The 20,439-nt window shown below is 52.7% G+C and carries 22 protein-coding genes; 14 read left to right on the forward strand and 8 right to left on the reverse strand.

Annotated features, from left to right (window positions below):
* Window positions 1-430: 430 nt before the first annotated feature.
* Entirely contained in the window at window positions 431-1,843 is a 1,413-nt protein-coding gene (locus AACS05_RS18055) for a sensor histidine kinase (RefSeq protein WP_045446504.1), read from the reverse strand.
* Complete coding sequence (tctD, locus tag AACS05_RS18060) at window positions 1,830-2,504, reverse strand: transcriptional regulator TctD (protein ID WP_045446507.1); 675 nt, start codon at window positions 2,502-2,504, stop codon at window positions 1,830-1,832. Before tctD ends, AACS05_RS18055 begins: the two co-directional genes overlap by 14 nt.
* Window positions 2,505-2,657: 153 nt before the next feature.
* On the opposite strand from tctD, the gene AACS05_RS18065 reads away from it, so the two are divergent.
* The 3 genes from AACS05_RS18065 to AACS05_RS18075 are packed head-to-tail and all read left to right on the forward strand — an operon-like array spanning window position 2,658 to window position 5,609.
* On the forward strand, window positions 2,658-3,635 hold the full coding sequence (locus AACS05_RS18065; protein ID WP_045446510.1) for a Bug family tripartite tricarboxylate transporter substrate binding protein: 978 nt from the start codon (window positions 2,658-2,660) through the stop codon (window positions 3,633-3,635).
* A 14-nt stretch (window positions 3,636-3,649) separates the two neighbouring features.
* Window positions 3,650-4,084: a tripartite tricarboxylate transporter TctB family protein gene (locus tag AACS05_RS18070; RefSeq protein ID WP_136345262.1), complete on the forward strand. Its 435-nt coding sequence runs from the start codon at window positions 3,650-3,652 to the stop codon at window positions 4,082-4,084.
* A 10-nt stretch (window positions 4,085-4,094) separates the two neighbouring features.
* Window positions 4,095-5,609 (forward strand): tripartite tricarboxylate transporter permease, encoded by a 1,515-nt coding sequence (locus AACS05_RS18075; RefSeq protein WP_045446512.1) that lies wholly within the window; start codon window positions 4,095-4,097, stop codon window positions 5,607-5,609.
* Window positions 5,610-5,684: 75 nt separating this feature from the next.
* On the opposite strand, the gene AACS05_RS18080 is transcribed toward AACS05_RS18075, so the two are convergent.
* Complete coding sequence (locus AACS05_RS18080; RefSeq protein WP_045446514.1) at window positions 5,685-6,581, reverse strand: LysR family transcriptional regulator; 897 nt, start codon at window positions 6,579-6,581, stop codon at window positions 5,685-5,687.
* 98 nt (window positions 6,582-6,679) lie between these two features.
* On the opposite strand from AACS05_RS18080, the gene AACS05_RS18085 reads away from it, so the two are divergent.
* The 7 genes from AACS05_RS18085 to csiR all read left to right on the forward strand — a co-directional run bounded on the left by AACS05_RS18085 (window position 6,680) and on the right by csiR (window position 14,901).
* On the forward strand, window positions 6,680-7,282 hold the full coding sequence (locus AACS05_RS18085) for a short chain dehydrogenase (protein WP_045446515.1): 603 nt from the start codon (window positions 6,680-6,682) through the stop codon (window positions 7,280-7,282).
* Window positions 7,283-7,543: 261 nt separating this feature from the next.
* Window positions 7,544-8,521 (forward strand): glutarate dioxygenase GlaH, encoded by a 978-nt coding sequence (gene glaH / locus AACS05_RS18090; protein ID WP_045446517.1) that lies wholly within the window; start codon window positions 7,544-7,546, stop codon window positions 8,519-8,521.
* A gap of 19 nt (window positions 8,522-8,540) precedes the next feature.
* Complete coding sequence (gene lhgO, locus AACS05_RS18095) at window positions 8,541-9,809, forward strand: L-2-hydroxyglutarate oxidase (RefSeq protein WP_045446519.1); 1,269 nt, start codon at window positions 8,541-8,543, stop codon at window positions 9,807-9,809.
* Between the two features lie 23 nt (window positions 9,810-9,832).
* Entirely contained in the window at window positions 9,833-11,281 is a 1,449-nt protein-coding gene (gabD, locus tag AACS05_RS18100; RefSeq protein ID WP_045446520.1) for an NADP-dependent succinate-semialdehyde dehydrogenase, read from the forward strand.
* A gap of 25 nt (window positions 11,282-11,306) precedes the next feature.
* A complete protein-coding gene (gabT, locus tag AACS05_RS18105; RefSeq protein WP_045446523.1) occupies window positions 11,307-12,590 on the forward strand; it encodes a 4-aminobutyrate--2-oxoglutarate transaminase in 1,284 nt (427 codons plus the stop codon).
* Between the two features lie 178 nt (window positions 12,591-12,768).
* Entirely contained in the window at window positions 12,769-14,169 is a 1,401-nt protein-coding gene (gabP, locus tag AACS05_RS18110) for a GABA permease (protein ID WP_045446526.1), read from the forward strand.
* 45 nt (window positions 14,170-14,214) lie between these two features.
* The gene (gene csiR, locus AACS05_RS18115) at window positions 14,215-14,901 is read left to right on the forward strand and encodes a DNA-binding transcriptional regulator CsiR (protein WP_045446529.1); all 687 of its coding nucleotides are present in this window, start codon (window positions 14,215-14,217) and stop codon (window positions 14,899-14,901) included.
* 12 nt (window positions 14,902-14,913) lie between these two features.
* Here csiR and lysM read toward each other — a convergent pair whose 3' ends face one another.
* Both lysM and AACS05_RS18125 read right to left on the reverse strand, forming a co-directional pair.
* Window positions 14,914-15,363, reverse strand: a complete 450-nt coding sequence (lysM, locus tag AACS05_RS18120; protein ID WP_045446532.1) for a peptidoglycan-binding protein LysM — start codon at window positions 15,361-15,363, stop codon at window positions 14,914-14,916.
* Window positions 15,364-15,460: 97 nt separating this feature from the next.
* Complete coding sequence (locus AACS05_RS18125; RefSeq protein ID WP_045446535.1) at window positions 15,461-15,619, reverse strand: YqaE/Pmp3 family membrane protein; 159 nt, start codon at window positions 15,617-15,619, stop codon at window positions 15,461-15,463.
* Window positions 15,620-16,003: 384 nt separating this feature from the next.
* On the opposite strand from AACS05_RS18125, the gene AACS05_RS18130 reads away from it, so the two are divergent.
* The 3 genes from AACS05_RS18130 to AACS05_RS18140 all read left to right on the forward strand — a co-directional run bounded on the left by AACS05_RS18130 (window position 16,004) and on the right by AACS05_RS18140 (window position 17,100).
* Window positions 16,004-16,303 (forward strand): ArsR/SmtB family transcription factor, encoded by a 300-nt coding sequence (locus tag AACS05_RS18130; protein ID WP_045446538.1) that lies wholly within the window; start codon window positions 16,004-16,006, stop codon window positions 16,301-16,303.
* 9 nt (window positions 16,304-16,312) lie between these two features.
* Entirely contained in the window at window positions 16,313-16,840 is a 528-nt protein-coding gene (locus AACS05_RS18135; protein ID WP_045446541.1) for a rhodanese family protein, read from the forward strand.
* A gap of 80 nt (window positions 16,841-16,920) precedes the next feature.
* The gene (locus tag AACS05_RS18140) at window positions 16,921-17,100 is read left to right on the forward strand and encodes a hypothetical protein (RefSeq protein ID WP_045446544.1); all 180 of its coding nucleotides are present in this window, start codon (window positions 16,921-16,923) and stop codon (window positions 17,098-17,100) included.
* A gap of 34 nt (window positions 17,101-17,134) precedes the next feature.
* On the opposite strand, the gene stpA is transcribed toward AACS05_RS18140, so the two are convergent.
* Window positions 17,135-17,536 (reverse strand): DNA-binding protein StpA, encoded by a 402-nt coding sequence (gene stpA / locus AACS05_RS18145; RefSeq protein WP_045446547.1) that lies wholly within the window; start codon window positions 17,534-17,536, stop codon window positions 17,135-17,137.
* Window positions 17,537-18,090: 554 nt separating this feature from the next.
* Between stpA and alaE the strand changes: the two genes are divergently transcribed.
* The gene (gene alaE / locus AACS05_RS18150) at window positions 18,091-18,540 is read left to right on the forward strand and encodes an L-alanine exporter AlaE (protein ID WP_045446551.1); all 450 of its coding nucleotides are present in this window, start codon (window positions 18,091-18,093) and stop codon (window positions 18,538-18,540) included.
* A gap of 38 nt (window positions 18,541-18,578) precedes the next feature.
* On the opposite strand, the gene AACS05_RS18155 is transcribed toward alaE, so the two are convergent.
* Window positions 18,579-18,929 (reverse strand): DUF2002 family protein, encoded by a 351-nt coding sequence (locus AACS05_RS18155; RefSeq protein WP_045446554.1) that lies wholly within the window; start codon window positions 18,927-18,929, stop codon window positions 18,579-18,581.
* Window positions 18,930-19,052: 123 nt separating this feature from the next.
* On the reverse strand, window positions 19,053-20,387 hold the full coding sequence (gene pdxR / locus AACS05_RS18160; protein WP_045446557.1) for a MocR-like pyridoxine biosynthesis transcription factor PdxR: 1,335 nt from the start codon (window positions 20,385-20,387) through the stop codon (window positions 19,053-19,055).
* Between the last annotated feature and the right edge of the window lie 52 nt (window positions 20,388-20,439).

Below are 20,439 nucleotides of genomic sequence, written 5' to 3' on the forward strand. Positions count from 1 at the left end.
GTAAATGTAAAAAATAATGCTACACAATGTGACTCTGGCTCCATTGATAGTATGTATTTATATGATTTTTAAGGTTATTAAAAATATCAGCACTTGATTATCATTATCAAAAAAAATGATTATTAGCAACAAAGCGACTATTGACAGATAACAATCCATAGACTATGGAATACCCACTTATGTATGATAAATATCATCTGTTTTTCCTTTTTTGCCCACCATTACTGCTAAGTTAATGCTCAACACAGAGAGAGTTATAAAAATATTCTCCACACATCCATCCAATAAATAACAAAATGAAACCATTAAAATTCTAATTAATAATAAAGTTAATTAATTGGAATATATACCCAATAGATTTCGAGTGCATTGAGGCAGCTTGAAAGACCAGGGGTACAGACAGACGATAAACAGCATCTGTATCTCTTTCTTAGCACGATACGCTCAAAAACCGTACCCGTACGCTCAACCCTCCTAACGTCTCACTGCGAGACAGGTGTGGACGCGTATGGTGCAAACGCGCGATGTCATTCACCAGCGCCAGACCGATACCCGCTCCGGGAACATTGCCGACATTATCCAGGCGATGAAACGGCAACAGCGCCTGATGCATCCGATCATCATCAATACCGGGACCGCTGTCTTCAACCACCAGCACCACCGCTTCCCCTTCTCGTAGTAGTCTGGCGGTGACTATTTCCTGCGCTGGCGTATATTTCAGCGCGTTATCCAGTAGATTCCCGCACAGCTCACCAAGCAGAACCTCATCTCCTTCAATCCATACTGCGTCCTGTTCACCTTCATAACCCAGATCGATGGCTTTACTGCGCGCCTGCGCCAGACGAGTAAAACAGCTGGTTTGCACGACCTCATACAGATTGACCGGTGAAAAATGTCTTTCCCCCTGCTCCTTACGCTTTACCGCGGAAAGCTGCAGTAGCCTTTCTGTCAGTTGAATGGTGCTATCCAGCGTCGAACTCATCGCTTGTAAACTCTCATACCACTGCTGCGGCTGTGGGCTGGCGAGGGCTACCGCCGCCTGGGTTTTAAGCACCGCCAGCGGAGTTTTAAGCTGATGAGATGCATCTGCGCTAAAGCGTTCCTGACGCGAAATAAGCGCGCGTAGCCGGTCGATATAGCGGTTGAATGCCACAATCAGCAGACGGGTTTCCGACCATGGCAGCAGCTCCGGCAACGGCGTCAACAGCCCCGGTTCACGGCGTACCATCAATGATGACAGCTGGCGCATGGGGCGTAATACCCGACGAAGCAGCCAGCCGACCAGCACCAGCGTCAGTAACACCAGCAACCCTTGAGAAACCCATGAGGAAAAGAGCAGTTGCCCCGCCAGATAGCGCCGCGATTGCAGCGTTTCAGCGACATAAATCTCCGCCATACCAACGATTCCCCCTTCGTTCACCGGCTGGAGAAGACGCGCCACGCGGATAGCCTCCCCGCGATACTCAGTGTGATAAAACCACGCCAGCGCCGGATAAAGCCGGGTGCGCGATGTAGCTGGCGGCATCGCAGGTAAATCGTCATAGCCGGAAATCACCTTCCCCGCCGGATCAACCACTTTGTAATACAGCCTGTCATTCATGTTCAGTTCAAAGCTGTCCAGCACCACCCATGGCACATTGACTTCGAGCTGTTTATTACGAACCACAAGTCGCTCAGACACCGTTCTGGCCGATGAGAGCAGCGTCCGGTCATACGCCTGCGTCGCTGCCTGTAGAGCGCTAACGTAGCTGTTAAACGCCGACAGTCCCCACAGCAGCAACAGCGGCAAGCCAAGAAACATTAATAACTGCAGGTACAGCGACTGGGGCTTAACCCACTTCATCACAGCACTCCAGCACATAACCCAGGCCGCGCAACGTCGCGATCCTCACATCGCTCCCCTGCAGTTTTTTACGCAGGCGATGGATATACAGTTCAATGCTTTCAGGGCTGACCTCATCGCTCAGACTGAAGACCTGTTCAAACAGTTGCTGGCGCGAAACCGGGCGTAATCGCCGGTACATCAACACCGTCAGCAGCGCCTGTTCACGCGGCGTGAGCGCCAGCGGCTGCCCCTGCAACAGAAAATAACCTTCATCATGAAATGCCAGTTCCCCCAGTTGCTGTATACCTTGCACCTGGCCTGCGCTACGTCGCAGCAGTGCCCGCAGTCGCGCATCAAGCTCTTCAATTTCAAACGGCTTCGCCAGATAATCATCGGCCCCGACGTTCAGCCCCTTCACTCTGTCAGCCACTGCGCTACGCGCCGTCAGCAGCAGAACCGGGAGCGTCTGCCCGCGTTTGCGCAGTCGCTGAACGACTTCCAGACCATCCAGCCCCGGCATATTGATGTCCAGAACCGCCAACGCATACGTTTCGCTATGCAAGAGATGATCGGCGGCCTGCCCATCAAAGACGCAATCGACAGCAAAACCGTTTTGTACCAGCGCTTTCTCCAGCCAGTGAGCCAATTCACGGTTATCTTCCGCTAATAAGAGACGCATATCACATCCTGTAAAGTTTCTGCCGCATTGAAAGGGAATTGAAAGGTTAATGTTTTAACAATCATGCAACCGAACTGCTACACATCGGCTCACATAATCACAAAAATCTTCTTTCGTACCCGAAACTCCGATCGCCCGGCGCGAGGATAAATAATGAAAAAACAATTACTTCGTACCCTTACTGCAAGCATGTTACTGATGAGTACCGCTGTTCTGGCTGAACAAGCCCCCTCACGCACTGAATGTATCGCTCCGGCGAAACCCGGCGGGGGATTCGACCTCACCTGTAAGCTGATTCAGGTGAGCATGATGGAAACGGGTGCTATCGAAAAACCGATGCGCGTGACCTACATGCCCGGCGGGGTGGGCGCGGTAGCCTATAACGCCATCGTCGCGCAACGCCCTGCCGAGGCGGGAACCGTGGTGGCCTTCTCTGGCGGCTCGCTGCTGAACCTGTCGCAGGGCAAGTTTGGTCGCTATGGCGTCGATGATGTGCGCTGGCTGGCAAGCGTGGGAACTGATTACGGCATGATTGCCGTACGCAACGACTCACCGTGGAAAACGCTGAAAGATCTGCTGACGGCCATGGAGAAAGATCCCAACAGCGTGGTGATTGGTGCTGGTGCTTCTATCGGCAGTCAGGACTGGATGAAGTCAGCGCTGCTGGCACAAAAAGCCAACGTCGATCCGCACAAGATGCGTTACGTGGCGTTTGAAGGCGGCGGCGAGCCGGTGACTGCGCTGATGGGAAATCATGTGCAGGTAGTGTCTGGGGATCTCAGCGAAATGGTGCCCTATCTCAGCGGCGACAAGATCCGTGTGCTGGCAGTGTTCTCTGACGAACGTCTGCCTGGCCAACTGGCAAATGTCCCTACAGCTAAAGAGCAGGGCTATGACCTCGTGTGGCCGATCATCCGTGGCTTCTACGTCGGACCAAAAGTCAGCGATGCTGAATATCGGTGGTGGGTTGAAGCATTTAACAAGCTCCAGCAGACCGATGAGTTTAAAAAGCAGCGCGAACTGCGCGGTCTGTTCGAATTCAACATGAGCGGCAAGCAGCTCGACGATTACGTGAAGAAGCAGGTCACCGATTATCGTGAGCAGGCGAAAGCCTTCGGCCTGGCTAAATAACCGCAGGGACATTGATGATGAGCGATCGTATTTTTGCGGGTATCTGGCTGTTGCTCTGTATCGCCGGGCTGTTCATAGCCTGGCAAATCAGCAGCGAATACAGTTATGAACCGGTTGGGCCGCGTCCCTTTCCACTTGGCATTATCAGCCTGATGCTCCTGTGCGCCGTGGCGCTGCTGTTGCGTCACCCGGACACCATCAGTTGGCCTCGCCGCCACGTGCTGCAAAAACTGCTCACGATGGTGATTGTTCTGTTGATGTACGCCTGGGGGTTTGAATGGCTGGGCTTTCCGATCGCCACCGCCATTCTCACCGTGGTGATTGGCATGTTGTTCGGTGCCACCATTCCGGCTGCGGGTATTTCAGGCTCTGTCCTCGGCATTCTTCTGTGGTATGCCTTCGATCGGCTGCTTGACGTCACCTTACCACTCGGCGCCTGGCTGGGTTAACGGAGAAACGATGGATACCTGGATATATCTTTCTCAGGGCTTTGCGGTGGCGATGACGCCGGAAAACCTGGTTATCGCCTTGATCGGCTGTTTTGTTGGCACCATCGTTGGGCTGCTGCCGGGCCTCGGGCCCATCAACGGCGTGGCGATCCTGCTGCCGCTGGCCTTCGCATTGCATCTGCCAGCAGAATCTGCGCTGATCCTGCTGGCCACTGTTTATATCGGCTGTGAATACGGCGGGCGCATCTCCTCGATTCTGCTCAATGTTCCCGGCGATGCAGCCGCCATTATGACCGCGCTTGACGGCTACCCGATGGCGCAGCAAGGGCGCGGCGGCGTGGCGCTCTCTATCTCGGCGGTCAGCTCCTTTTTCGGCTCACTTATCGCTATCGGTGGCATCATTCTGTTTGCCCCGGCGTTAGCGCAATGGTCGCTGGCTTTCGGTCCGGCAGAATACTTTGCCTTAATGGTCTTCGCCATTGCCTGCCTCGGCAGCATGATGGCGCAAAACCCACTGAAATCATTTCTGGCAGCGCTAATCGGTCTCGGCCTTGCGACCGTCGGCGTAGATGCCAACACCGGGGTCTATCGCTTCACCTTTGACAGTGTCCATCTCTCCGACGGCGTGCAGTTTATCGTGGTGGTGATTGGGTTGTTCTCTGTCTCAGAAATACTGTTAATGCTGGAACATACCAGCAGTGGCCAGACGCTGGTGCGTAAAACAGGCCGCATGTTGTTTAACGCCAAAGAAGGTATGCAGTGTGTGGGCGCGACACTTCGCTCGTCGGTGATTGGCTTTTTTGTCGGTGTGCTACCAGGCGCCGGGGCGACCATCGCCAGCGCAATCACCTACATGACTGAGAAAAAACTCAGCGGTAACAGCGACAGCTTTGGTAAAGGGGATATTCGTGGCGTTGCCGCACCAGAAGCGGCGAACAACGCCTCGGCCTGCGGATCCTTTATTCCGATGTTGACGCTCGGTGTGCCTGGCTCCGGTACCACAGCGGTGATGATGGGTGCGCTGACGCTGTACAACATCACGCCAGGCCCGGCAATGTTCACCGAGCAACCAGATATCGTCTGGGGGCTGATTGCAGCGCTGCTGATTGCTAACGTGATGCTGCTGGTGATGAACATTCCGCTGATAGGTTTGTTTACCCGCATGCTAACCATTCCGCTGTGGTTCCTGGTTCCGGCCATTGCCGCAGTCTCCGCAGTAGGCGTTTATGCAGTCCACAGTACCACTTTCGATCTGGTGCTGATGGTCGCCCTCGGCGTACTGGGCTACATACTGCGAAAAATGCACTTCCCGATGTCACCGTTGATTCTCGGGTTTGTACTGGGGGAAATGCTGGAGCAGAATCTGCGTCGCGCGCTGTCTATCAGTAATGGCAACATAGATATTCTGTGGGCAAGCGGGGTGGCAAAAGTACTGCTGGTACTGGCAGTGATGGTTATCGTGATCCCACCCGTGCTGCGTCTGATCCGTAAGCGCCACAACAAGCCGCAGGTGGACATCGGTTAGTAAAATGACGCGCCTTATCCGGCCTACGATTGATCGCCACTGTAGGCCGGATAAGCGCAGCGCCATCCGACATTTTTATTTTGAGCGTAAACCCTGAGTTCCTGCCAGGACATGCTCGACAAACTGCGTCAGCTTTGGCAGCGGGCGTAAATCCTGCCGCCACAGCAGATGTATCGGGCGCGGTTCAGGTGTAAAGCCCTCCAGTACCCGAACCAACCTGCCACTTGTGAGTTCTTCGGCCAGTAAAACCTCGGGCTGCAACAGCAGACCCGCCCCTGCGACCGCCGCCATACGCAGGCCGTGGCCATCGTTACAACGCAGGATCGCATCGCGTTTCCATCTGACCTCCCCCTCCACGCCCGGCAGCTTCCATTCGTTGCGGGCCGTCCACACCGTGTGGGATAAACACAAATGATCCACCAGATCTGCCGGCGTTCGGGGCGTACCGTGACGGGCCAGATACTCCGGTGAGGCGCAGATCGCCATACGGTACGGACACAGGTATTTCGCCACTACATCAGTCTGATGAATATCACCAATCCGGATCGCCAGATCCACACCCTCATCTACCAGATCAACCATCCGGTTAGTCAGATCCAGTTCAAGACGTACCTCCGGCCAGGTCTGTAAAAAAGCAGCAGCCAACGGCGATACCACACATGCGCCAAATGAGGTTGGTGCGCTGATGCGCAGCGTGCCAGCAGGTACCAGCCGCAAGCGCTCTACCGAGCTTTCAGCTATTGCCACCTGCTCCAATACTCGTCTGGCTTCTTCAAAGTAAACCCGCCCGGCATCGGTCAAACTCTGGCGACGGGTATTACGCTCCAGCAGACGCGTACCGAGCTGAACTTCAAGCTGGGCGATATATTTCCCCACCATTACCGCCGACATCTCCAGTCGCGTTGCCGCGCCGGTAAAGCTACCGCTCTCCACCACGGCGATAAATGTTTCCATGCCGCGCAACTTGTCCATATTACAAACCTCTGGTTAGCAATCATCTAACTTTTAGCCAGTTTATCTGATTTAATTTTCATTAAAGAATGGTGGCTCACACTATTCAGGAGGTGGTTATGAAAATCGTCGTTATTGGTGCCAGCGGCACAGTCGGTCGCGCAGTCACAGAAGTATTGAGCCGTACACATGACGTTGTTCGCGTGGGCCGCACACAGGGTGATTACCTGGTTGATATCACTTCTCAGGAGAGCGTGCAGGCGTTGTTTGAAAAAATCGGTCGGGTAGATGCGATCGTGTCCGCCACCGGCAACCTGTTCTTTGGCCCGTTGTCGACAATGACCGACAACGAGTTTAATCAGGGGTTGCAGGATAAGCTGTTAGGTCAGGTGCGGCTGGCATTAACCGGGCAACACTATCTGAATGATGGCGGTTCAATTACGCTTATCAGCGGCATCATCGCTCATGAGCCGATTGCGCAAGGGGCAAGCGCTGCAACCGTCAATGCCGGGCTGGAAGGTTTTGTTCGCGCTGCTGCCTGCGAATTAGAGCGCGGAATTCGCATTAATCTGATCAGTCCCACCGTGCTGAGCGAATCCGCCGACGCTTACGATAGTTTCTTCCCTGGTTTTGAAAGCGTGCCCGCCGCTACGGTGGCAAATGCTTTTCGCCGCAGCGTGGAAGGCATACAAACTGGTCGCGTCTATAAAGTCGGCTACTGATATTTTGCTGCCGCTGCATCCTTTATCAGCGGCAGCATTATTAACTCATTGTTTTAAAACATTCCCTTCTTGATTTTCTTCCCTGCATCACACTTACCCTCACCTTTTATATTGTTAAATAATTGTTGCTTTTGATCACAAATAACAAACAAAGCAGTCCATTTTGTGCGCACTTTTCAAAAATGTAGATATTTTTAATTTATGGCTACGAAACGAGCATCGCCATGTCTCCCTGACAATCTACTGAGAGGATCGATTCTGATGAACGCACTGACTGCCGTAAAACCGAACGCTGAAGATCCAGCCCAGCACTACAGCGGTTTCACGCTGAAACCATCAGCCCAGTCTCCACGCCTGCTGGAACTGACTTTCTCCGCCGAGACTACGGAGCAATTTCTGCAAGCTGTGGCACAGTGGCCGGTGCAGGCACTGGAATACAAATCTTTCTTGCGATTTAAAGTGAGCAAAATCCTCGACGATTTGTGCGGTAATCAGTTGCAGCCTCTGCTGCTGAAAACGCTGCTGGATCGTGCTGAAGGCGCACTACTGATCAACGCCGTGGGTGTTGATGACGTGGCGCAAGCAGAAGAGATGGTCAAGCTGGCAACGGCAGTCGCACATCTTATCGGACGCTCCAATTTTGATGCGATGAGCGGTCAGTACTATGCGCGTTTTGTGGTTAAAAACGTTGATAACTCAGACAGCTATCTGCGCCAGCCGCACCGTGTAATGGAGTTGCATAACGACGGAACCTACCTCGAAGAAATCACCGACTACGTGTTGATGATGAAGATCGACGAGCAGAACATGACCGGCGGTAACTCACTGCTGCTGCACCTTGATGACTGGGAACATCTGGATCAGTACTTCACCCATCCGCTGGCACGCCGCGCTATGCGCTTCGCCGCGCCACCAAGCAAAAACGTCAGCCAGGACGTGTTTCATCCGGTGTTTGACGTCGACCAACAGGGTCGCCCGGTCATGCGCTACATCGATCAGTTCGTCCAGCCAAAAGACTATGAAGAAGGTGTCTGGCTGAGCGATCTCTCAGACGCGCTGGAAACCAGCAAAAGCATCCTGTCTGTTCCGGTTTCTGTCGGCAAATTCCTGCTGATCAACAACCTGTTCTGGCTGCACGGTCGCGATCGCTTTACGTCGCATCCTGATCTGCGCCGTGAACTGATGCGCCAGCGTGGTTACTTTGCTTACTCCACCAACCACTACCAGACCCATCAGTAAGCGCGAAGGAAAATAGCGGATGTATGATTTTGTGATTATTGGCGGCGGCATTATCGGCATGTCGACCGCCATGCAGCTGATTGATGTCTATCCGGACGCCAGAATTGCGCTGCTGGAAAAAGAGTCCGGCCCGGCCTGTCACCAGACGGGCCACAATAGCGGCGTGATCCATGCCGGGGTTTATTACACCCCCGGCAGCCTGAAGGCACAGTTTTGCCTGGCCGGAAATCGTGCTACCAAAGCCTTTTGCGACCAAAACGACATCCGCTATGACGTCTGCGGAAAAATGCTGGTTGCCACCTCTGAACTGGAAATGGAGCGGATGCGCGCCTTATGGGATCGCACCGCCGCCAACGGATTAGAACGCGAGTGGCTGAACGCTGAAGAACTGCGTGAGCGTGAGCCGAACATCACCGGACTGGGCGGTATTTTTGTCCCGTCGAGCGGGATTGTCAGCTACCGTGAAGTGACGGCTGCAATGGCGAAAATCTTTCAGGCCAGAGGCGGTGAGATTATTTACAACGCCGAAGTCAGCGCGCTGAAAGAACACGCTACAGGTGTAATCGTGCATACCCGCCAGGGTCAGGAATATGAGGGCGCGACGCTGATTAGCTGCTCCGGGCTGATGGCTGACCGACTGGTGAAAATGCTTGGCGTCGACCCCGGCTTTATCATCTGCCCGTTTCGCGGTGAATACTTCCGTCTGGCGCCAGAGCATAACCAGATAGTCAACCATCTGATCTACCCCATTCCCGACCCGGCGATGCCGTTTCTTGGCGTTCATCTCACCCGCATGATTGACGGCAGCGTAACGGTAGGTCCTAACGCAGTACTGGCGTTTAAACGTGAAGGTTATCGCAAACGCGATATTTCCCTCAGCGACACGCTGGAGATATTAGGTTCCTCCGGCATCCGCCGGGTGCTGCAAAATAACCTGCGTTCCGGCCTTAGTGAGATGAAAAACTCACTGTGCAAAAGCGGCTATCTGCGGCTGGTACAAAAGTACTGCCCGAGCCTGACGCAAAAAGATCTGCAGCCGTGGCCCGCGGGCGTACGTGCGCAGGCGGTATCGCCTGACGGTAAGTTGATCGACGACTTTCTGTTTGTCACCACGCCACGTTCAATTCATACCTGCAATGCCCCCTCTCCGGCGGCGACGTCGGCAATCCCTATCGGCGCACATATCGTCAGCAAGGTTCATGCGCTGCTGGAAAACCAGAGCAACCCCGGACGCACGCTGCGTGCGGCACGTAGCGTGGAAACATTACACGCCGCATTCACTCGTTAAACATTTTATGACAGGAAGCAATCATGCAACTTAACGATCCAACCTTGTTTCGCCAGCAGGCATTGATCAACGGCCACTGGCGTGACGCCAACAGCGGCGAGACCATCGCGGTGACCAACCCCGCAAATGGTCAGCAGTTAGGTAGCGTACCGAAAATGGGTGCGGATGAAACCCGCGAGGCCATTGAAGCCGCTAACCGTGCACTGCCCGCATGGCGGACGCTGACCGCCAAAGAGCGGGCGAATATTCTGCGCCGCTGGTTTAACCTGATGATTGAACATCAGGACGATCTCGCCCGTCTGATGACCCTCGAACAGGGGAAACCGCTGGCGGAAGCGAAAGGTGAAATCATTTATGCCGCCTCCTTTATTGAGTGGTTTGCCGAAGAGGGCAAACGTATCTACGGCGACACCATCCCAGGTCATCAGGCCGATAAGCGCCTGATCGTCATTAAGCAACCTATCGGCGTGACCGCCGCGATTACGCCGTGGAACTTCCCTTCGGCGATGATCACCCGCAAAGCCGGTCCGGCGCTGGCGGCAGGCTGCACGATGGTACTCAAACCGGCCAGCCAGACGCCTTACTCAGCGCTGGCGCTGGCGGAGCTGGCCAATCGCGCCGGGATCCCGGCGGGCGTATTCAGCGTCGTCACCGGCTCGGCTGGCGCAGTTGGCAACGAGCTGACCAGCAACCCGCTGGTACGCAAGCTGTCGTTTACCGGCTCTACCGAGATTGGTCGTCAGTTAATGCAGCAATGCGCTAAAGACATCAAAAAGGTGTCGCTGGAACTGGGCGGCAATGCGCCGTTTATCGTCTTTGACGATGCCGATCTCGATAAAGCGGTGGAAGGCGCGCTGGCATCGAAGTTTCGTAACGCCGGGCAGACCTGCGTCTGCGCCAACCGTCTGTATATTCAGGACGGCGTGTATGAACGTTTTGCTGAGAAACTCCAGCAGGCCGTGAGCAAGCTGCACCTCGGCGACGGCCTGGAGCCCAACGTCACCACCGGGCCGCTGATTGATGAGAAAGCGGTTGCCAAAGTGCAGGAGCACATCGCAGATGCGCTGGAGAAAGGCGCTCGGGTTATCACGGGTGGCAAGGCGCATGCGCTGGGCGGCAACTTCTTCCAGCCCACCATTCTGGTGGAAGTACCTGACAACGCAAAGGTCGCCAAAGAAGAGACCTTCGGCCCGCTGGCTCCGCTATTTCGTTTTAAAGATGAGGCTGACGTCATCGCACAAGCCAACGATACCGAGTTTGGTCTGGCGGCTTACTTCTACGCCCGCGATTTAAGCCGCGTTTTCCGCGTCGGCGAAGCGCTGGAGTACGGCATCGTCGGGATTAACACCGGCATCATCTCCAATGAAGTCGCCCCATTCGGCGGAATTAAAGCTTCTGGCCTTGGTCGTGAAGGCTCTAAATACGGCATCGAAGATTACTTAGAAATCAAATATATGTGCATTGGCCTTTAATAAAACAAATACTGGAGAACACCTGATGAGCACCAATAAAGAACTTATGCAACGTCGCAGCAATGCCGTTCCTCGTGGCGTAGGACAGATCCACCCTATTTTTGCCGAACGCGCAGAAAACTGCCGGGTCTGGGACGTTGAAGGCCGCGAGTTCCTCGACTTTGCTGGCGGTATCGCGGTGCTGAATACCGGTCACCTGCATCCACAAATTGTCTCTGCGGTAGAAGCTCAGCTGAAAAAGCTGTCGCATACCTGCTTCCAGGTGCTGGCTTATGAGCCGTACCTGGAACTTTGCGAAATCATGAACAAGAAGGTGCCGGGCGATTTTGCTAAGAAAACGCTGCTGGTCACTACCGGCTCTGAAGCGGTGGAAAACGCGGTGAAAATTGCCCGAGCCGCCACCAAACGAACCGGCACCATCGCCTTTAGCGGCGCCTATCACGGTCGTACCCACTACACCCTGTCATTAACCGGGAAAGTCAATCCGTACTCTGCCGGAATGGGACTAATGCCGGGCCACGTTTATCGCGCACTGTATCCTTGCGCTCTGCACGGTATCAGCGAAGACGATGCTATCGCCAGCATCCATCGAATCTTTAAAAACGACGCCGCCCCGGAAGATGTCGCCGCCATCGTGATTGAGCCGGTACAGGGCGAAGGCGGTTTTTACGCCGCTTCCCCCGCCTTTATGCAACGCCTGCGCGCAATTTGTGATGAACACGGGATCATGCTGATTGCCGATGAAGTGCAAAGCGGCGCGGGCCGTACCGGCACGCTGTTTGCCATGGAGCAGATGGGCGTCGCGCCAGATATCACCACCTTCGCTAAATCCATCGCCGGTGGCTTCCCGCTGGCAGGTGTTACCGGACGCGCCGAAGTGATGGACGCCATCCCCCCAGGCGGTCTGGGTGGCACTTATGCCGGTAACCCGATTGCCTGTGCCGCTGCGCTGGCGGTGATGAACATTTTCGAGCAGGAAAACCTGCTGCAAAAAGCCAATGAGCTGGGCAAGACCCTGCGTGATGGGCTGCTGGCAATCGCCGAAACACATCGCGAAATCGGTGATGTTCGCGGCCTGGGAGCGATGATTGCCATCGAACTGTTCGAAGACGGCGACCACAACAAGCCAGATGCCAAACTGACTGCTGAGATCGTTGCCCGGGCCCGTGATAAAGGGCTGATCCTGCTCTCCTGTGGGCCGTACTACAACGTACTGCGTATCCTCGTGCCACTCACCATCGAAGATGCGCAAATCCGCCAGGGACTGGACATTATCGCCCAGTGTTTTGATGAGGCGAAGCAGCACTAATTGCCGGATGGCGCAATCTGTAGGTCGGAGAAGGCCTTTACGCCGCCATCCGACAAACAAGCAAAACAAAACGGATAAGGCCGTCCGGTAAAAATATCCAATAACAATTATACGCGTGCCCCGGCGCGGGAATGCCGGGGTGCTCTCCCAAGTGAAATACTTTCGAGAGGTTTAAAAGATGGGGCAAGTGTCACAATCACATGATTTAGGGGGCGGGCTGAAATCACGCCACGTCACCATGTTATCTATTGCCGGGGTTATCGGTGCAAGTCTGTTTGTAGGTTCAAGCGTAGCCATTGCAGAAGCAGGACCTGCGGTATTGCTGGCCTATCTGTTCGCCGGATTACTGGTGGTGATGATTATGCGCATGCTGGCCGAAATGGCCGTTGCCACCCCAGATACCGGTTCCTTTTCTACTTACGCCGACAAGGCTATCGGGCCGTGGGCTGGTTATACCATCGGCTGGCTGTACTGGTGGTTCTGGGTATTGGTGATCCCACTGGAAGCTAATATTGCCGCCATAATACTGCACTCATGGATCCCGGGCATTCCTGTCTGGCTGTTCTCGCTGGTTATCACGCTGGCGTTAACCGGCAGTAATTTGCTGAGCGTCAAAAATTACGGTGAGTTCGAGTTCTGGCTGGCGCTGTGCAAAGTGATTGCCATTCTGGCGTTTATCGCCCTGGGCGCGGCAGCGATTAGCGGTTTCTATCCCTACGCTGAGGTCAGTGGAATTTCACGGCTGTGGGATCACGGCGGCTTTATGCCTAACGGTTTTGGCGCGGTGCTCAGCGCGATGCTGATAACCATGTTCTCCTTTATGGGCGCGGAGATTGTTACCATTGCCGCCGCGGAGTCCGACACCCCGGATAAACACATCGTGCGCGCCACGAACTCGGTTATCTGGCGTATCTCTATTTTCTATCTGTGCTCAATTTTCGTGGTGGTGGCATTGATCCCGTGGAACATGCCGGGGCTTAAAGAGGTTGGCTCTTACCGCTCGGTGCTGGAATTACTGCACATCCCGCACGCGAAACTGATCATGGACTGCGTCATTTTACTGTCGGTAACCAGTTGTTTGAACTCTGCGCTGTATACGGCATCCAGGATGCTCTACTCCCTGAGCCGTCGTGGAGATGCCCCAGCTTTTATGGGCAAAACTAACCGTAGCAAAACACCCTATGTCGCGGTGCTGCTGTCGACTGGGGCCGCTTTCCTCACCGTGATCGTCAACTATTACGCGCCAGCAAAAGTGTTTAAGTTTCTGATCGACAGCTCTGGCGCCATCGCGCTGCTGGTCTATCTGGTGATTGCTATTTCCCAGCTCCGGATGCGCAAGATCCTGCTGGCACAAGGCGGGGAAATTAAGCTGAGAATGTGGCTCTATCCGTGGCTGACCTGGCTGGTCATCGCCTTTATTATCTTTGTATTAGTGGTGATGCTCTTTCGCCCGGCGCAACAGTTGGAGGTTATCTCAACCGGGCTGCTCGCCATCGGGATTATTTGCACCGTGCCAATTATGTCACGCTGGAAAAAACTGCTATCGTGGCAAAAAGCACCGTTGCAAAATACGCATTAAATCCGTTCCCGGCACAGGCCGGGAAACCTTTTCAGGAGTATGACCATGACCGCCATTTCCCAACCGACGGCCATTGATGGGTACCGCTGGCTCAAAAACGACATCATCCGTGGTGTGTATCAGCCTGATGAAAAACTGCGAATGAGCCTGCTGACCTCGCGCTATGAACTGGGAGTCGGGCCGTTGCGCGAGGCGCTTTCGCAACTGGTAGCAGAACAGCTGGTCACGGTGGTCAATCAGAAAGGGTATCGTGTGGCATCGATGTCAGAGCAGGAGCTGCTCGATATTTTTGACGCCCGCGCTAATACGGAGGCGATGCTGGTGAGTCTGGCAATTGAGCGCGGGGACGACGCCTGGGAAGCAGAGATTCTGGCGCGGGCACATATGCTGAGCAAGCTTGAAGCTGTTGACGCCAGCGAGCAGATGCTGGATGAGTGGGATCAGCGACATCAGGCGTTTCACACGGCAATTGTTGCCGGGTGCGGTTCACACTATTTGCTGCAAATGCGCGAACGGTTGTTCGATCTCGCAGCACGCTACCGGTTTATCTGGCTGCGTAAAACGGTGCTATCCGTTGAAATGCTTGAAGATAAACACGATCAGCATCAGACGCTTACCGAAGCAATTATGGCGCGCGATGCAGAGCGCGCCAGCGAATTAATGCGCCAGCACCTGCTGACGCCAATTCCTATTATTCAGCAGGCCATGTCCGGAAAACTTCTGACGGAATAAACCTGTTCTTCTTTACTCTTCCGGAATACGTAAAACCTGCCCGGGATAGATTTTATCCGGGCTTTTCAGCATCGGTTTATTCGCCTCGAATATCTTATTGTACAGGTTAGCATTACCATAAACCTGTTTCGAAATAGCGCTCAGCGTGTCACCGGACTTCACCGTATAAAACTGACTTTCATTCGCCGGCGCAGAAGTTTTGACCTGGTCATCCACACTACCAATACCGGAGATATTACCGATCGCGATCAGAATTTTTTCTTTCGCTTCCTGGCTTAACCCATCTCCAGAAACGGTCGCCTTACCTTCGGCAATTTGGACGTTCACTTTATCTGCATCTGGAATACCGGTTTTACTCAGGTGTTCCTGCACCTTTTTCGCCAGTTCGTCACCACCATGATTTCCTGTAACCGCATCCCAGAGTTTTTCACCCGCATCTTTCACAAAATTGAAGAGACCCATATTCACCTCGGTTATTAACAATCAACACCAAGAAGTGTAGCAGAGGGGAAGGATCGATCAGGAAAGCGGCGCAGATGCGCCGCAATAGTGGAAAAGATTAGTTACGCGTCTGTACCCAGAATGCATGAATAAGACCGGGGATGTAACCCAGCAGTGTCAGTACGATATTGAGGATAAACGCCCAGCCAAATCCTTTCCCCAGCAGTACACCAAGCGGAGGCAAAATAATAGTTAAAACAATTCTCCAGAAACCCATACACACTCCATACAAGCAAAAAATTAATCATTGTGTATACCCAAAATAATTTGAGTTGCAGCCAGGCGGCAAAAGAGTGAGTCCCGATGAGCTTGCTCTTGCAAGTGATTCGGGTGAGCGACAAATCTGTCAGAAACAGATTTGAGCGCTACGGAACAACCGCCCGTAAGGCGAGACTCATGGATGAGTCGTGTAACTCGTAGCCAACGCGCATGCAACTTAAGTATGACGGGTATAAAAAGAGATTTCGTCTCTAAGCATAACCAGTGTACTCAACTCTGCCAGCCCTCCCCTGCGGTTTTACCCTCCTTTACTCTCTTTACGCTGGCGTACGATGATTGTTTATTTTAGAATGTGCTTAATTTAGAACTCACTTAAATAACTATGACTGAACTTGAACAACTCCAGGCCAGCGCTGAAAAAGCGGCCGCCCTGCTCAAAGCGATGAGCAATCCGAAACGGTTGCTGATTTTGTGCATGCTCTGCGGTTCACCGGGTACCAGCGCGGGTGAATTAACCCGCATTACCGGCTTGAGTCCTTCCGCGACCTCCCAGCATCTGGCGCGAATGCGCGAGGAAGGTCTGATAGAAAGCCAGCGAGATGCTCAGCGCATCCTCTATTTCATTAAAAATGCGGCGGTGAATTCACTTATCGCCACATTAAAAACACTGTATTGCCCATAAGGAACCATCATGACCATTGGGATAATTTCCCCGCGCGAAGCACAGGCGCTCCTGGCACAAGGGGCAAAACTGATTGATATCCGTGATGCAGATGAGTATCTGTACGAGCATATCCCAGAGGCGCAACTGGCCCCGCTATCCACCCTGGAACAGAACTCACTACCCACAAATTTGCGGGCCGAGCGCATTATTTTTCACTGCCAGTCGGGCAAGCGCACACAAAACGCCGCAGCCAAATTGCATGCCACCGCCGCGCCTGCACAGGTCTGGCTGCTTGAGGGCGGAATCGACGGCTGGAAAGCTGCAGGTTTGCCGGTAACAAAAGATAACTCACAGCCGTTGCCGCTGATGCGTCAGGTGCAGATTGCGGCTGGTAGCCTTGCCTTACTCGGCGTCGTTCTCGGTTACACGGTCAACAGCGGCTTCTTCTTACTCAGCGGTTTTGTCGGCGCTGGTCTGGTTCTTGCTGGCGTTACCGGCTTTTGTGGCATGGCACGGCTACTGGATAAAATGCCGTGGAACCGACGTACTCATTAAGCGGTAATAACCGAAACAGCGCTGTACCCGCCAATTGACGTGCTCTATGGTGGACCATGTGATAAAGAAAGGAGCGCAGTATGTTTAAACCTGGCGATTTGGTGCAACCACGTATGGGCGGACCAAAACTGAAAGTTGTCGAAGTGAATGGAGATCAGATTGTGGCCGTACAAGCCAGTAACGAAAGCGGTGAGAAATTCACACTGAAAGCTGCTGATGTTACGCGATATTCCGAAGACGGTGATTTCGGCGTTTGCTGAAATAAGCGGTGAGGATCTCCTCACCGCATTGCTATCAGATTAAAAAATCGTCGAGAGATTTACCAGCAGCCAGTGCCTGAGCAATGGGCTTCGGTGTACGTCCTTGTCCGGTCCATGTTTTCGTTTCACCATTGGTATCAGTAAAATGATATTTCGCCGGACGCGGTTGGCGTTTTTTTCCGCCCCGTGACGTGGTTGGCACCATACTCAGCAACTCTTCTGGATTAATTCCATCAGCTTGCATCAGCGCCAACAACGTATTAATTTTTTCCTGCTGCTCTGCACGCTGACGCTGTAGCTTTTCTTCTTCATCGCGTCTTTCTTTGGTAACTACCCTGAATTTTTCCAACATATCTTCAAGAACCTCGATGGGAAATTCACGGGCCATAGAACGCAGTGTGCGGATATTATTTAAGTTTTTTAACATTAAGCTCATATTAATAAAACCTCTTTAACGCAGAAATCAAAAACAGTAATACGGCAGGAAGTGTATTCGATTGTTTTTTCTATTTCCAGTATATTTTGTCGCAAAGTATTAAGCTAACAACGTTTCTTATTATTTACCTGTTGGTACGGGTGAGTCGATTTTCCGATATTTTATATAACGTGAGTATTAAAATAAATATGGCTGACGGCCTCTTAAATCATATACCCACAATACAGAAAATCACAACGTACAGTCTGGTCTGGCAGACATACCCAACATCAATTCACATTCAGAAAGGAGCTCAAAAAATTCAGAAAAACAAGTCAAAATAAGACATTGATTTAAAATAGTTTTAACCAATACAGCAACGAAAATGCCAAAACGAACAAAAAACGAACCAACACAGAGCATTTTATCGACAAAAAGACAATAAATAAAAATTTTAAGCTAGTTGCCAGTTATTATGTAGCCATATATCCTATTAAAACGCGAAAGCAGCAAGATAAAACACTAGTTAAAAGGTATTCAAAACCTTTTCTTCCCTTTTTACAAGGAGCATTAACATGTTCTCTCCGCAGTCACGCTTGCGTCATGCTGTAGCAGACACGTTCGCGATGGTTGTTTATTGTTCTGTCGTGAACATGTTGATCGAAGTATTCCTCTCTGGAATGACCTTTGAACAATCGCTTTCTTCCAGACTGGTGGCTATCCCTGTTAACATTCTGATCGCCTGGCCCTATGGTATGTACCGTGATTTATTCATGCGCGCGGCGCGTAAAGCCACGTCAGCCGGATGGGCTAAAAATCTGGCAGATGTGCTGGCGTATGTAACGTTCCAGTCTCCGGTATATGTCGTTATTCTGTTGACGGTTGGCGCTGACTGGCACCAGATTACAGCTGCAGTAAGTTCAAACATCGTGGTATCAATGCTGATGGGGGCTGTGTATGGCTACTTCCTTGATTATTGCCGCCGCCTGTTTAAAGTCAGCAGCTATCACCAGGCTAAAGCCTAAATACATCTTCTTCGCGACTGGCATCGCCAGTCGCGCCTTTAGTTCGAACTCACGTCACCAAACAACCCATTTAAATAACGCTCAAGCGCAACACGCGAGCTAAAGCCGTGCGGAATACCATAATGTTCATGGGTTTCTCCCGCTAAATAAAGCGGAAATTGCTGATAGTGATCGCAGGTTTTAATATCTGTTGCGGGATCAGCCAGCGATGAACTGCGCTCTTTTAGCGTGGGATGGATAACTAAAGCGGTACGTCCCATGCGTGCTTCCCGGTTAACGTACACATAATTTTCACCACGTCGATAGCCATAAGCTTTCTGTGTGACTACATCGACGGTAAAGCCCACTTTTTCAAGTACGCGCGCCACCTCATCTGGTCGTAAATACATATTATTTTCCTCGTTATCTTTTACTGCGGGCTTACCTTACCTGATTCAGCATTAGCAACGCTTTCAGAAAAGTCCATAAAGAAGTGAATATGACGGGATAAATATCTACAGAACGACTGACAATCAGGCCATTGCCAGCCGAAGTTGATATGCGGCCTGCTGCGCCATTTCCACAGATCTAATATTGGTAAATGACAGCAGTATTCCGCCCTTTCCTGTCGATGTTATTCGCCAATCAGTTAAAGCCTGAACTGCCAGACCCGCGAGGTTAGCTTTACGTACTAATACTGTGTCCTCTCCGCTAACCGACATCACCAGTTGGATCCCGCCGTCCTGAGGAACTACGGTAAATCCTTGCTCTGTCAGCGCAGTTTCCATCCATTGACGTCGTTGAGCGTAATGTTGTCGCATCTTCTTCAGATGCCGCCAGAAATACCCCCCGTGGATAAAATCAGCCAGCGTTTGTTGCCATAAAACCGGAACACTACAGGCCGTTAGCGCCGCTTGCTGGCGGAACCGCGACACCTGAGTCAGGGGGACCACCAGCCATGCCGTGCGCAGTGCAGGAAACAGCGATTTACTGAACGTTCCGGCATAAATAACCCGCTGTGGCGCATCCAGGCTTTTTAGCGGTGGCAACGGTTTTCCGTGGTAGCGAAATTCACTGTCGTAGTCATCTTCAATGATCCATGCCTGCGCACGGGCGGCCCACTCCAGCAACTGATGTCGACGGGCTAACGAAAGCGATACCCCCAGCGGACTTTGGTGAGCTGGCGTGAGGAGCGCAAAGCGCGCATGTGGATAGTCACGGATCCCGACGTACACATCCAGTCCCTCTTCATCGACCGGAACAGGCATCATTTCAACCCTTTCCTGCGCCACTACTGGCCTGATTAACGGAAAACCCGGATCCTCTACCCACATTCCATCACCAGGTTTTGCCAGAGCGCGTAGGATTAATGTCATCGATGCCGCATATCCAGAAGTAATAAACACCTGCTCCGGCAGGCACTCAATGCTGCGTGAAACGCGCAGGTAATCGACAATAGCCTGGCGTAACGTCAGTTCACCGCAAACATCTCCCAGCGCAAGGTCAAAACGCGTCTGTGTGCGCAAACGCCGCCCCATTACCCGCGCCCAGGTTTCCCGGGGGAAAAGATCGAGAGCGGGCAGCCCCATCTGAAACAACTGCGGCGTTGGACTTTCTCCGGCGTATACAACAGGGGCAGCAGACGTTGTATCCAGCCGCAGTTGTCTACTCACAAACGTTCCGGCCTGGCCACGTCGCACAAGCCAGCCCTGAGCCACCAGCTCAGCGTATGCATTTTCCACCGTCGAACGTGACACGCCCAGCTCCTGAGACCATGTACGGCTGGAGGGTAATCTTGTGCCAGGCTTAAGTTCACCTTTCTCAATAGCGGTTTTTAACTGGCGGGCGATTTGCTGGTAGCGTGGCATTTATGGTCTGCTTTTTTAGTGAAAATATGGCTCTCTTTTGCAGACCATTATA

The sequence above is a fragment of the Citrobacter sp. S-77 genome (genome assembly GCF_963864895.1).
Classification (GTDB): domain Bacteria; phylum Pseudomonadota; class Gammaproteobacteria; order Enterobacterales; family Enterobacteriaceae; genus Citrobacter; species Citrobacter murliniae.